Consider the following 14,019-nt stretch of genomic DNA (forward strand, 5'->3'; position numbering starts at 1 on the left):
GTAAAATGGCGACTGATTGTCAGGCGTGTGGTACCTCAGTAAACATGCCCGAAAAAGGTTATGTAATCGTTCGACCGACTCAAGACTTAGAGAACTGGTTAGACTCTATTCAACTCGATCTTATTCAAAAAGAAGATATGATTTATATTTATTACTATCAATCTTTTCAAAGTTTATTACCTACATTGGAAAGCCTTTTGGATAAAGATCTCCATGATCATTGGCTTCATTTAACTGATGAGGATCGTAGCTATTCATTCCCTATCACGATCCAACATTTATTTGAGCGTTTAACGAACCCTGAGTTAGCGGAAATTATCTATCAAGGCAACTTTATGTCTTTTTTACAGCCAATCATTCACATGCAAAATGGTGAAATTTATGGTTATGAAGCGTTGTTAAGGACTAAGGATCAGGAAGTTTCACCTGGTGAATTATTTCCTTTTGCACAAAGAGCTGGTCTTCATTCTATGCTAGATCAAAAAGCTCGTGAAGAAGCTGTAAAAGCAAAAGCGCAACATATACCAGAAGGGCAAAAATGCTTTATTAACTTTCTACCATCAACGATCTATGTACCTGAATATTGCTTAAGTCATACATTTCATATTGTCTCAAAGTATAATGTAAACCCAGAAGATTTAGTTTTTGAGGTTGTAGAAACTGAAGAAATTACAAATGTAAAACACCTTCAAGATATTTTTAGAACCTATCAAAATTACGGAATGCATGTTGCCCTAGATGATGTTGGCACTGGTTATAGCACTATTGAAATGTTCCATTTACTTCACCCTCATATTGTAAAGATTGACCGTTCTTACATACAAGATTGTCATCTATCTGCTGAAAAGCAATCTTTTTTGAATGAAGTGATCCATCGGGCCAAACAGCTAAATATTAAACTATTAGCAGAAGGTATTGAAACAAAGGGTGAATTTGACTGGTTACATGAAGCTGGAATTGATTATGGCCAAGGATATTATATTGGTAAGCCTGATCAGGAACCTTGTAAGGAGCCTATTCCCCTTTAAATCATATCATCATCGTCATCCCATTCCGGTCTTTTTACAGAAGTAGTTTGACTGTGACTTAATAAAGCTCTGATGGCTTTCAATTGAATGGATTTAATAGGAGAAAGATAGCTTCTCATATGCTCAAACCATTGTTGGTATTCTTCAGCTCCTATAAACTCTGTTAAATAGGGTTCAGTTTGAGCCTTAATGTTATGGTTTGGAGCTAACACAAGTTGTTTAATAGGAAAATCGACATCATAGGCCTGTAGGATATTTCGCACGATACGATAGGTTCTTTTTAAAGATACTAAAGGACTTAAAAATTCACTACGAATTAGATTATGCTCCTGATACCAAGTACGATCATCTCCTGCAATGATATCAGCTCCTTGTTCTCTTTCCAGAATCTTGATGCAATAGATTCCTTGAGGGTGAATAAGAAGATGATCCCCTTCAACCGGGGCCTGCTTCAACCTGAAAATCGGTGCATACATGAAGAGAAACGTATCAGGAAAGCGCTGCAAGAAATATTTCAATGTTTCATCCTCTTTATATATATCGTCAAGAAAGGACATTTCTCGAATGGTCCTTGACGCCCATTTTAACTGAAAGGGAAACATACCATCTAAAAAATATTGTTTTAGCTCTAATTCAGTAGTGGGTACTCCATCTTTAAATATAAAAGATTCCAAGCCTTGCTCATTAGTATAATGATATCTTGGGTTCTCAGAGGAATACTCTCTCCATAAATGCTTCATCTTCTTCCAATTTTCTTTCTTTAATCGAATAAACTGTGCAGGATAGCGAAAAGGATCTGTTTCATACCTCGATGCATAATCCTGCAATTTAATTAATTGTGCCATAGATTCCACCTCATTTAGTGCCTTGTAGAGGAAAACGTTGAACAGCCTCATATTTTTGATCAGATTTTGGATGAATTTTAAACAATGTAAAATGATCGACTGTTATCCGATCTATCCTATCTAACTGATCATGTAATGCTTCTAATTTTTGAGATAGCTCCTTATCTCCTCTCCATTTTTTCGCTAATGTAATGTGAGGGTTATAAGGTCTCTTTTCAGGAGGAAAACCTAAATTTTCACATACAACCTCAACTTCTTTTTGAAGCGTTAATAGTTGTTGATGCTTCTCAGCCCCAGCCCATACCACTCTCGGTTGATAGGGGTTGCCAAAATGACCTAGTTCACCAATCTTCATATCAAATGGAGAGACTTGGGTATCTTTGAGCTTTTCTTGTAATACATGTACTTTGTCTTCTTCCACAGCACCTAGAAATTTCAATGTAATATGGAAATCCAGCTCATGTGTCCAAACTCCATAGGACAGATCTCTTTTCAATTGCTCCTGCCATTCTTTTAACCATGTGCGTACATGATCAGGCATAGGAATCCCAATAAAATAATGAGAACTCATCATTACACTCCTTCATACGATGTATTCCTTATAGAGGATTGTTTCATTGCTTCTTTCCGTACAACTAAAATTAAAGCCATCCCTAGTAATGTCATACATGAGAAAAAAGCATACATCCAAAACACATTTAGGACATCTAAAAGGATTCCAGCTATAAATGTGAAGAATGCATTCCCCATTCCATTTCCGACTGCTGAATAAATTCCAACTGCAGTAGCCTGTACCTCTTTAGGTGCTGTTTGTCTTACAAATAGCAGAGCTGCCGGTATGTATAAACCTACTGAAATCCCTTGGGCAATCGTCGTTGCATAAACCAACGTGACATTGGGATCAAAAAAGTAAAATAACCATCTAGCAAACGAAATGAATGCACATAATAACATGACTGGTATAACATCTAGACGATTAATAATTTTTTGAGAGAGCTTCATAAACGGTGCTTCACTACCAGCCGCTAATAGAAATGCAATTCCTACCCCTGACAATGTACCGCCTACTGCTAATATGAACTTACCGAAATAGTAATTATTGGCTAGAACAGGTCCAAATATTAAGAAATTCGAACATAAGAAAATTAAAAAAGTCTTCTCTTTCATTAAAGTTTTAAATCCTTGTCGAAAATCAATTTGGACAGACTGACCTCGCTTTGGAAAAGAGGTTAGAGCAAAAACGGATAAGATCATTCCTAAGCTAAAAGCATAAAAGATCCACGTAAGAGATCCTGTCATGTCTGTAATGTTTCCTACTACAAATACCGCTAAGGCAAATCCAAGCGCTCCCCAAAGCCGTATATTCCCGTACTCTTTATCAAATTGCTGAACAAAATGTAAAGATAAACTATCTGACAAAGGGACAATAGCTGATTGAAATAAAGCTATTCCTATAATGCCTAGAAATAAAAGAAGAAAACCATCTAGCCAAGTGTACAGTAAAGACATAATGCCTGCCATTACACCTGCAATCAATAACAGTTGTCTTGGTTTCCTTGTAAAATCACTTAGCATCCCCCAGACAGGTTGCAGGAAAATGGTGACTAACGGAATAGCTGCAACAATCATACCGATTTGTGTATTATTCAGGTGTTTTTCGTTCTCTAAATAAACAGATAGTAAAGGGAATAGGGAACCAAAGCCAAAAAATGCGAACAAATAAAAGGCTTGGAAAAAGCGATACGTTTTCTCTGCGTTTCCTACATTCATGTATTCTAAATCCTCTCTAAGGTGTATTACGTTGTGATGAGTTCATAAATGGCTTCAGCATATATATAAGCCGCTTCCATAAGGTCTTCAATTAGAATATGCTCATCTGCATTGTGTGCTGTATCAGGACTATGAGAGAACATCGCCCCATAAGCAACTCCCTGATTTAGAGCTCTAGCATAGGTAGCACCACCAATTGCGAGAGGTTCTGCCTGTTCATTAGCATTCCTATTATAGATATCTAGAAGTTTTTCTACGAATGGGTGATCTTTAGCCATATGGATCGCTTCTAAATGCTCAATCACATGAATACGCGCTTCATGATCATTCATGTTGCTTTCGAATATTTGGAACCATTCTTGAAAGTCCTTTGTGACAGGATAGCGAATATTTAAACCTAAAGTTAAGTCCCCATCTTTTAACACAGCAGTTCCCACATTAACCGTTAAAGGTCCTGAAACATTGTCTTCACAGGCAATGCCCAATCCTTCTCCTCTACTACTTTGGAAAGCTTCTTCAATCCAGTACAAAACAGACAATATAGAATTTGAGAATGGTAGTTCTTTTAAAAATGAGGTGATCCCCAAGAAAGCATTATGGCCATTATTGGGTTCCATTGCATGGGCAGACTTTCCGGTTAGTGTAATATGGAGTTGATCTCCATCCATATCCGCTTTACCATCGTAAGGCGTTTGTTGTATAAAGTCTTCAAATAGAGAAATCGGATCGCCTTCTCCCTCCCACTTCAGAGAAGCTTGTGCACGGTATGGAACCATATTTAGACGTTCTCCACCTTGTAGATGTAACAATTGAGCCGTAGCATGAGATTGGTCCATATCAAGGTTTTTTGTAACATCTAAATCGAGTAAGCCTTTTTCTGCATGAATAACTGGGAACTGCGCATCAGGGGAAAAACCAACCTTAGGCATTTCTTCTTTTGCGAAATAATGTTTCATACAGCCCCAGTTACGTTCTTCATCTGTACCAAGAATTAAACGAACTCGCTTTTGAGGTTCCACTCCAATATCTTTCAACCATTTCATTGCTAAGAAGGCAGCCATAACTGGTCCTTTATCATCCTGAGCCCCACGTGCAAAAAGCTTTCCTTCTTTTACTACAGGATCGAATGGACCATTCGTCCAACCTTCACCAGCAGGTACGACATCGAGATGACCTAGGATACCAATTAACTCTTCTCCTTTTCCCCACTCGATATGTCCTGCATATCCATCAATATCTTTCACGGAAAACCCTTCTTTTTCTCCTAATGAAAGTGCATACTCCAAGGCTTTTTGAATGTTTTCTCCATAGGGTGCTCCCTCTCTTATCGATGTTTCGTCATATGTACTAGGGATTTGAAGGAGCTCTTTTAAGCGATCAAGAAAGTATGGTTTTAATTCGTTTAGTTGCTCTTTTGATAAACTTTTGTTCATGATTCATACTCCTTTAGAATTAATTGATAGGTCTCTGGGTCACATATGGCATACAGTTCAGCCTCAGAAGGGAGGGGGTTATCAAGCATACGATTGACACCTAATTCCTGACGGTCTGCAATAAGTGTAGCTCCTTTTTCCAGTAGATCATTAAAGGCATCACGATACGTTTTCCAACTTGATTGAAGAGGGATATGATAAAGGTCATCACCGTGTGAACGACGCATAAGCTGTCCATATATACCTGAGATTCCTTTTGTAAAAGCAGATCGTACTGCAAGGGATGAAATGGTCTCATGAGAAAAGATAAATTCATCAATTTGAGCATGTTCAAAGTTTTTAATATGATCTTCTTCCATCACTTCAACGACTGTATGTACATGAGATGTCATCGATTCAACTGTAGAAGCAATTAACAGAGTTTTCCCATCAATCAACTGGTTATCATGGATTTTTTCATCAGCAAAAATCAAGACAGCTTTTGCTTTTTGTACATTCGCTTTTTCTAAAGTTTCTTTTGAAGATGCATTTCCTCGTATGTAATGAATATTCTCTTCTAAAAGTGGTGCTTTTTCCAATTCATCTATAATAATAATTTCAGAATCAGGGTGAGTTTCAATAATTTCTTTAACTGCATATTGTGATTTTTTGGACCAACCAATAATAATGTAATGATTCTCTTCTTTGTACACGATATTTCCTTCCTCCCTCTTTTTACGAAACATAGATAAACCTTCAACAACTTTACCTATAACAACACCAATTAACCCAATCCCCACGATATATAGGAACATAGCAATAAGTCGCCCACCTACTGAAACGGGAGAAAAATCCCCGTATCCTACGGTCGTAACTGTTGTCATTACCCACCAAAAGCCATCAAAGACCGTTGGGAATGTTTCTGGTTCTACTAATACAATAAAGATTGAAGACAAAGCAATGAGTAGTGTACTACTAATAAATAAAACCCGATTGTTCATTTTAATCATACGTAGCAATACTTTTCTTATAAAAATCATAACATCCTCCTTAACAGAATATGAATAACATGAATTCTCTGTAAATTTTAATGGATTCCCTAGTTATTATACAACGAATTGTAGTAAAATTGAGTTAACTTCCAAGATTCACAGGCACCACAACTCAAACAATCCCTTAAGGAGTGGTTTTTTGAATCGTTCATCATCCCGCATGCTTAGCCGTGTTAAATCGATCTATTTGTTTATTAGAGAGAACGGGACCGTAACAACGACTTCATTATCAGAGGAGTTTGGCATAACAGCTCGAACTGTTCAGAGAGACCTACATGTGCTGCAATACAATGGACTCGTCACAAGTCCGTATCGTGGGAAGTGGACTACTACAGAGAAAAAAGTGAAAATATCATAGTAAAACAAAACACACTGAATACTTATATGAGTTATATAAAAACCCGGATTAGCTCCGGGTCTTTTTTTGTGCATTTTTCATGTTGTTTAGTGAGCCTTTATGAATCCTCAGCTTTCTCTTGTCCTACATTATATAGAAACTCGATTTCTTTATCATTTAGTTCACGATACTCTCCGAGCTCTAAATCATCATCAAGTTCTAATCCCGCCATACTTAAACGTTTCAGGAAAGTAACGCGTTTATCCACACTCTCAAACATTCGTTTTACCTGGTGAAATTTACCTTCTGTAATAACAAGTTCAATTTCAGATGTTGCTCCGGACTCCAGAATTTCTAATTCGGCTGGCTTTGTTTTGTAACCATCATCCAATGTAACGCCCTTCTGAAAAGCATCTTGATCCTTTTCTGTTACCTCGCCATCTATTACAGCATAGTAGCGCTTCCCTACACCTTTTTTAGGGGATAACAACTGATGCGTGAGCTTTCCATCATTCGTAATCAATAAAAGCCCTTCTGTATCTTTATCAAGTCTTCCAACCGGAAAAGGTTCAAAAATCTGATCTTCTGGTTGCAAGATATCGATTACGGTCATATCACTCGCATCCTCTGTTGCTGAAATGAGACCTTGAGGTTTATTCATCATGATATAAATAAACTCTCGATATTCAACAAATTCACCATGAACGGTTATTTCTTGTTCGTCTGGATTCACATGTGTTTTGGCATCTTTTATGGAGCTTCCATCCACTCGGACAACACCAGACTTTAATAATTTTTTTACTTCCTTCCGGGTTCCGAAGCCCATATTCGCTAAAACTTTATCGATTCTCACAACACGTTCCTCCTAATTTTTCTTTCTTTTCAAGAACCGATCGAGTACAGAAACTCGACCTCCTAATACACGCTCAAGCAGTGTTGTTTGATAGGATAACCATAAATAGAATAAACCACCCACACCCGCACTAATAAATAATACCATTACAGCTGCAAATCGACCTTCTTCATAGCTAAGACCTACTAAACCAAGTAGCCACTTCGTAATACTTACAATGATCACCATAGCAAATGTAAGTATTAAAACTAATAATGATCGCTTTAATAAATGTCTATAAGGGAATGAAGCTGCAGCACGGATTTTCCATAGGTTTAAAAGTACAGCTGTAATAACAGCTAAACCAGTGCCGAATATCGCTCCTTTTGCACCAAATAGATGAATTAGTGGGATGTTTAATGTTGCTTTAATTAAAAGCCCAGCTCCCAAACTAATCACAGCAAAACGTTGCTGATTAATTCCTTGTAAAATGGACGATGTGACTGTAAACAAGCCATAGAAAAGAGCCACAGGGGCATACCAAGCCAGTAATGATCCTGTTAAAGAGAGGTTGGTACCCTCTACACCATAAAATGTTGCATAAGCTTCATAGGATAAGAGCGACATCCCTACCACTGCAGGTAAAATAAGCAACACAATGATTTGCAATGCTTGGTTAATTTGTCGATAAAGCTGCTTAGGGGAGTCCTCCGTGAAAGACTTCGTAATGGCAGGCAATAATGCCAAAGAAAGTCCTGTAGCTAATGTAACCGGTATGATAACGAGTTTATGTCCATACAAATTGATGGCAGCATAAGCTGTTTCAGTTATATTCCCTAGCCCAATATCAGCCATTGTTCGGTTAAATGTAAATTGATCAATAAGTTGGTAAAGAGGTGTAGCAATCCCCACAAGAACAAAAGGCCCTGCATAGGCAAGTAATTCTTTGTATAGATCTTTCATGGGAATGTTATAGCTTGTTTCCTGCTGTTCAACCTGGCTGTCAAGATAAGGCTTGCGTTTCTTCCAGTAAAACCAAAGTACACCTACAGAAGCGATCGCACCAATAAAAGCTGCAAATGAAGCAAACCCAACGGCAGTAGCTTTCGAACCGTTATACACTTCAATTACTAAGAAAACAGCGATTAATAAAAAGGCTATGCGTACAATCTGCTCAATTACTTGTGACACTGCTGTGGGCGCCATGGATTCATATCCTTGGAAAAATCCACGAACAATACTCATTGCAGGAATAATCAATAGAGCAAAACTGATCATGCGAATAACCATGGCCACATCTTCAATAGAATTTCCCTTCAGTTGATCCGTAACAACAAGGGGAGCAATCGCACCAGCGCTAAAATAAAGAAGGAGGAAAGCTAAAACGCCAGTTATGGACATAAATTGTAATCCTGACTTAAACATCCTCCGTCCCGTTTCATAATCCCCTAACGAGTTATACCTCGAAACAAATTTTGAAACAGCTAGCGGAACCCCTAGAGTTGAAAAGCTAATTAAGATATTATAAGGGGTGTATGCGTAGGACAACAATGCTCCACCCGTTTGTCCTACAAAGGATTCAAACGGGATCACATAGATCATCCCTAAAAACTTTGATAAAAATGTTGCCGCTGTTAGCAACATTGTACCTTTTAAAAATTTCGAAACTGCCATATTTTCACCTGCATTTATTTGTAGAGTACAACGCATCTATTTTATCATAGATAAAGTGCATTCCGATTTCATTATGATTACAAAATCAGATTTATTGCGTTTGAGTGTGCTCAGAACGCTTACGCTAATAGAAATTTGGAGCTAACTGGAAGTAGCTCTAACGTTAAATTTCCTATGCAATGAGAAGGGACGGTTCAAAAACATGTATGATGTTACCGTAATTGGAGGAGGCCCCTCCGGATTAATGGCAGCCATTGCCGCTGCAGAACAAGGAGCCAACACATTACTCATAGATAAGGGCAAAAAACTTGGAAAGAAGCTTGCTATATCAGGTGGTGGACGTTGCAATGTTACCAACAATCTACCCCAAGATGAAATTATTAAGCATATACCTGGGAATGGTCGCTTTTTATATAGCGCTTTTTCTGTGTTTAATAACTACGATATCATGGAATTCTTTGAAAACCTGGGAGTAGCTTTAAAAGAAGAAGATCACGGGCGTATGTTCCCCGCAAGCAACAAAGCAAAAGACGTTGTTAATGCTTTGCTCAGTCGATTAGATGAGTTAGGCGTTACTGTAAGGAAGAGCACAGAGGTGGAAACTGTGGGTTATGGAGACGAGCATCACGAGATTCAATTAAAGTCTGAAGAAACGATTCAAACGAAATCGCTTGTGATTTCAGTTGGTGGTACATCCGTGCCTCATACAGGATCCACTGGCGATGGGTATGCCTGGGCTGAAAAAGCAGGTCACACTGTAACTGAGCTTTATCCAACAGAAGTGCCTCTTATATCTCAAGAGCCATTTATTCAAGATAAACGTTTACAAGGTCTCTCCTTAAGGAATGTTGCTTTATCCGTATTAAATCCAAAAGGTAAAACCATCATCACACATCGCATGGACATGTTGTTTACACACTTCGGTATTAGCGGACCTGCTGTTTTACGTTGTTCACAGTATGTAGTAAAAGAATTTCGAAAAGGAAATCGTCCAGTGAAGATGGTGATTGAAAGCTATCCTGACCATAAAGAACATGAACTGTTAGAAGAAGCTCGTGCCTTATTAAACGAGCATCCAAGAAAAAATGTGAAGAATATTTTAAAAGGATGGGCCCCTGAGCGATTCTTGGATCTCCTATTCGAACGCAACGAGATTGGCTTAGAAGATCGTGCTGCCAACACATCTCTTGAAAAACTGCGTGGTTTTATCCATGACCTGAAACAATTCACATTTGAAGTTCATGATTCTCAGTCCATTGAAAAAGCATTTGTAACAGGTGGAGGCGTTTCTGTTAAAGAAGTAGTCCCTAACACCATGGCTTCAAAGGTTATGCCTCGATTATTTTTCAGTGGAGAAATTCTTGATATTCATGGATACACAGGTGGCTATAATATTACGTCTGCCCTTGTAACCGGAAGAATTGCAGGCATGTTTGCTGCATACGATTCATTTGGTTAATTTCCCTCTTGAAAAACAGGTTTTTTTATGCTGTTTATTTATCTTTGAAGGAAATCCGTGTTATAGTATCTAATTAGGAAGAATGAAGGCAACAATAAAGGGTATAGATAAGAAATAATCATTTACCCAATCATCTTATACAATATGTATATAAGCTTACATTGACTAGGAAGGGGAATTATACATGTCAGACGAAAATATGAAAGACAGCATCATTGATGCAGCCTTTACAAAGAAGAATGAGGAAGAAAACGTAGAACAACCAGAGAAGCCCGAAGTTAGTGAAGAAAACAAAGCTAAATTAGGCGACGTCGTGACATTCCAGCGTGACGGTAAAGACCTTAAAGGCGAAGTTACTTCCGATAAATTAGAGAACTCCGTAGTTGTCGATATGACAATCATGGAAGATTTCAAAGAAAAAGATCTCGACTTCGAAAAAACCGTAGTGCGTCACGGGAAATATACGATTCAAGAACGTGCTGAAGAGAGTGAATAATGAACAAAAGCGCAAGCGCCCGTTTAGCAACGAAGGGACTGGACTGAGCCCGTAGTACGATAAAGGAAACACGGTGAGTGAAACGAATCGATGTTGACTTATCGTACGGAGGCGAGGGAAGTCCCTTCGTTGCTGGGCGCTGGAGCTGGATGTGGCCCCACTCTAATTAAAAAGTGTTACACAAGCCACAAATTTTATAAATTCCTAGAGATTAAGAAAAAACCGAGCTTATTCGAAGCTCGGTTTTTTTACTATATTTATGACATCCACTTTGGTGGCGTGTTTTTGTCCCAATAAATTTCTCCAATCGGGTGATGTTCTTCAAAGCCATCTTGACTTAAATGATAGTGGAAGTTAAACCAATACCCTTCCCCTGGGCGTTTATCACGACGAACATGAAACCGAGCTATTTCTTGATTTGAGCGTTCATCATACATACTAAAGATTTGTTCACCATAACCAGCTGAAGGTTCTTCAGAGATACTGTAGTAAGGCACCTCATCATCACTAGCTTCCGCTAAGATTGATTGAACGACATCTTCTATACTCGGTAAAATATCTTTTTCAAAATCAACTTCTACTTTTTCAATAATTCTAGGTCCTAATTTGGATACCGTTTGTTCCTTTGCTTGTTCGGTAATTGTACTAATGTAAAATTCAGCAGAAAGAGACTCTTCATCCTTTTGAGCTTCTTCTTCAATCGTAATATCAATTGGATCCGGTGGGGTTTCCGTACGCGAATCACTATCTTCATTACGCTCAGGTGAAACAATTTCATTCTTATCAGCCGCCTCTGCGTCGAGATGGGTCGGCGGTATATATAATCCTAAGGTTAATATCGCAACAAATACAACAAATATTTTTCTGAACCAAGGTTTCATAGTGTAGCTCCCCTTATATGTACTTATTTAAATTCTACCACTTTTATTAAATCTGTCTATGAAACTATTGAATCTTTTTCTGAGTATTTTGTGAATAGATTTTCATAAGTAAAAAGAGCCTCCAATTCTTTGGAGGCTCTTCCTGTTTATCTACTTTTATTTAACTTCCTCAGGAACCTGCAATCCAAGAGCTTTCGCCACGCGCTCACCATAATCTGGGTCGGCTTTGTAGAAGTGTTTAATCTGACGAAGCTTAATTTCTTCTTTTCGTACGTCCTTCATAGATCCTACGATGTTAGATACTAGACGTTGTTTCTCATCTTCACTCATTAATCGATATAGGTTTCCGGGTTGAGTGTAATGGTCGTCATGATCATAGGGTGTGCTATCTGCTAAACCAGATACAGGATAAGGCTGTTGTTTAGCTGCAGGATCCTCTACTGGGCGATCATAGCTATTTGGCTCGTAGTTTTTAGAACCACCACCATTATCATCAAAGCGCATTGCACCATCACGCTGATAGTTATTTACTTCAGCCTTTGGACGGTTAACAGGCAGTGTTTCATAATTTGCCCCCACACGATATCTATGCGCATCTGCATAAGCAAACAGACGCCCTTGAAGCATCTTATCTGGAGAAACATCAATTCCAGGAACAAAGTTACCCGGGCTAAATGCCGCTTGCTCAATTTCTGCAAAATAGTTTTTCGGATTACGGTTAAGAACCATTTTTCCAACTTCAATTAGTGGATAGTCATCATGAGGCCATACTTTAGTTACATCAAATGGATCAATGTTATAAGTCTCTGCATCTTCTAGAGGCATGATCTGTACATACATTGTCCAGGTAGGATATTCCCCTTCTTCAATTGAATTAAATAAATCTTCTGTTTTGTAATCAGGATTTTCTCCTGCGATTTTAGTAGCAGTTTCATCATCTAAAGTCTTGTATCCCTGATCTGTTCGAATGTGGTATTTAACCCAAACAGATTCACCTTCAGCATTGGTCCATTTAAATGTATGACTTCCATAACCATGCATGTGACGGTAGGTCGCTGGTACACCACGGTCAGAATAAAGTATCGTTACTTGGTGTAATGACTCTGGAGATAACGACCAAAAATCCCAAGCCATATCTGGATCTTTTAAATTTGTTTGAGGATCACGTTTTTGTGTATGAATAAAATCAGGGAATTTAATAGCATCTCGAATAAAGAATACAGGAGTATTATTACCTACCAGATCGTAGTTACCTTCGTCAGTGTAAAATTTAAGAGCGAAACCACGTGGGTCTCGAGCTGTATCAGCAGAACCTTTTTCTCCTCCTACTGTAGAAAAGCGAGCAAGCATTTCTGTTCTTTTACCAACTTCGGATAGAAAGTCTGCTTTTGTATATTTAGACACATCGTTTGTTACTTCAAAATAGCCAAATGCTCCAGCACCTTTAGCATGTACAACACGTTCTGGTATGCGTTCACGGTTAAAGTGGGCAAGCTTTTCTAACAAATGAACATCCTGAATCATAGTAGGTCCACGATAGCCAGCAGTAATGGAATTTTGATTATCACCAACAGGAATTCCAGCTTCAGTAGTTAATCGCTTTTTGTTACTCACTATGTAACAACTCCCTTTTATCAATTTAAGCTCTTTTAATCTCTTATTCCGATAATTACGAACATTAAATTGAATTTTTATTTATAATTATTATAATAAAAGAACTTATTTAAAAGTATAGTCCATTAATAAAATCATTTCAAATGAAAAGCTCTTTCAATTATAGAAAATAACACATCGGTTTATTCCACTCATTTTAATCATTTAAACCGTTTTGACTTCTGACCTTCAGCGAAAATTTTAAAGAAGTGCCATTACAATTTGTTTATAGGTTCATAAAAAACTTGTCGAATGGTACCATTGCTAAAATTTTATACTTCTTAAGGTGTAAATAAAACAAAAAAACCCAGAAGAACGAATTCTTCTGGGTTTCTTATGTGTGCTTGGCGGCGTCCTACTCTTGCGGGGGCGAAACCCCGACTACCATTGGCGCTGAAGAGCTTAACTTCTGTGTTCGGCATGGGAACAGGTGTGACCTCTTCGCCAAAGCCACCAAACCTATGTAGTTGAAGGATATACCTTCAAAACTAGATAAGAGACATCATAACGTTTTTTCAATAGAGATAGATAAGTCCTCGATCGATTAGTATCAGTCAGCTGCACGTGTCACCACGCTTCC

Annotated in this window: 12 protein-coding genes, 1 rRNA gene and 1 pseudogene; 4 read left to right on the forward strand and 10 right to left on the reverse strand. The window is 38.1% G+C overall.

Annotated elements, in window-relative coordinates; all coding sequences use genetic code 11:
- Positions 1–5: 5 nt before the first annotated feature.
- The gene (locus H514_RS0117005) at positions 6–1,028 is read left to right on the forward strand and encodes an EAL domain-containing protein (protein WP_027448035.1); all 1,023 of its coding nucleotides are present in this window, start codon (positions 6–8) and stop codon (positions 1,026–1,028) included.
- Here H514_RS0117005 and H514_RS0117010 read toward each other — a convergent pair.
- The 5 genes from H514_RS0117010 to H514_RS0117030 are packed head-to-tail and all read right to left on the reverse strand — an operon-like array spanning position 1,025 to position 6,095.
- Positions 1,025–1,873 carry a nuclease-related domain-containing protein gene (locus tag H514_RS0117010; RefSeq protein WP_027448036.1) on the reverse strand — a complete coding sequence of 283 codons (849 nt, stop codon included), beginning with the start codon at positions 1,871–1,873 and terminating at the stop codon, positions 1,025–1,027. The genes H514_RS0117005 and H514_RS0117010 overlap by 4 nt on opposite strands.
- Positions 1,874–1,883: 10 nt before the next feature.
- Positions 1,884–2,444: an RNA 2',3'-cyclic phosphodiesterase gene (gene thpR, locus H514_RS0117015; RefSeq protein WP_027448037.1), complete on the reverse strand. Its 561-nt coding sequence runs from the start codon at positions 2,442–2,444 to the stop codon at positions 1,884–1,886.
- A 2-nt stretch (positions 2,445–2,446) separates the two neighbouring features.
- Entirely contained in the window at positions 2,447–3,643 is a 1,197-nt protein-coding gene (locus H514_RS0117020) for an MFS transporter (RefSeq protein WP_027448038.1), read from the reverse strand.
- 26 nt (positions 3,644–3,669) lie between these two features.
- The gene (gene pepV / locus H514_RS0117025) at positions 3,670–5,076 is read right to left on the reverse strand and encodes a dipeptidase PepV (protein WP_027448039.1); all 1,407 of its coding nucleotides are present in this window, start codon (positions 5,074–5,076) and stop codon (positions 3,670–3,672) included.
- Entirely contained in the window at positions 5,073–6,095 is a 1,023-nt protein-coding gene (locus H514_RS0117030) for a potassium channel family protein (RefSeq protein WP_027448040.1), read from the reverse strand. Before H514_RS0117030 ends, pepV begins: the two co-directional genes overlap by 4 nt.
- A gap of 172 nt (positions 6,096–6,267) precedes the next feature.
- Here H514_RS0117030 and H514_RS24430 point away from each other — a divergent pair, with 172 nt between their 5' ends.
- Positions 6,268–6,465: a DeoR family transcriptional regulator gene (locus H514_RS24430; RefSeq protein ID WP_081673072.1), complete on the forward strand. Its 198-nt coding sequence runs from the start codon at positions 6,268–6,270 to the stop codon at positions 6,463–6,465.
- A gap of 97 nt (positions 6,466–6,562) precedes the next feature.
- On the opposite strand, the gene H514_RS0117035 is transcribed toward H514_RS24430, so the two are convergent.
- The gene (locus tag H514_RS0117035; protein WP_027448041.1) at positions 6,563–7,297 is read right to left on the reverse strand and encodes a pseudouridine synthase; all 735 of its coding nucleotides are present in this window, start codon (positions 7,295–7,297) and stop codon (positions 6,563–6,565) included.
- 12 nt (positions 7,298–7,309) lie between these two features.
- Entirely contained in the window at positions 7,310–8,950 is a 1,641-nt protein-coding gene (locus H514_RS0117040; protein WP_027448042.1) for a putative polysaccharide biosynthesis protein, read from the reverse strand.
- Positions 8,951–9,152: 202 nt separating this feature from the next.
- On the opposite strand from H514_RS0117040, the gene H514_RS0117045 reads away from it, so the two are divergent.
- Both H514_RS0117045 and H514_RS25445 read left to right on the forward strand, forming a co-directional pair.
- The gene (locus H514_RS0117045; protein WP_027448043.1) at positions 9,153–10,409 is read left to right on the forward strand and encodes a BaiN/RdsA family NAD(P)/FAD-dependent oxidoreductase; all 1,257 of its coding nucleotides are present in this window, start codon (positions 9,153–9,155) and stop codon (positions 10,407–10,409) included.
- A gap of 295 nt (positions 10,410–10,704) precedes the next feature.
- Positions 10,705–10,905 (forward strand): annotated as a pseudogene (locus H514_RS25445) (DUF2187 family protein); the annotation flags it as partial.
- Positions 10,906–11,162: 257 nt separating this feature from the next.
- Here H514_RS25445 and H514_RS0117055 read toward each other — a convergent pair.
- The 3 genes from H514_RS0117055 to rrf form a co-directional block, all read right to left on the reverse strand.
- Positions 11,163–11,786, reverse strand: a complete 624-nt coding sequence (locus H514_RS0117055) for a YpjP family protein (protein WP_027448045.1) — start codon at positions 11,784–11,786, stop codon at positions 11,163–11,165.
- Positions 11,787–11,942: 156 nt separating this feature from the next.
- Complete coding sequence (locus H514_RS0117060; RefSeq protein ID WP_197063122.1) at positions 11,943–13,400, reverse strand: catalase; 1,458 nt, start codon at positions 13,398–13,400, stop codon at positions 11,943–11,945.
- 381 nt (positions 13,401–13,781) lie between these two features.
- Positions 13,782–13,897, reverse strand: a 5S ribosomal RNA gene (rrf, locus tag H514_RS0117065).
- Positions 13,898–14,019 lie beyond the last annotated feature (122 nt).

The sequence above is a fragment of the Pontibacillus marinus BH030004 = DSM 16465 genome, from assembly GCF_000425225.1.
Taxonomy (GTDB): Bacteria; Bacillota; Bacilli; order Bacillales; family BH030062; genus Pontibacillus; species Pontibacillus marinus.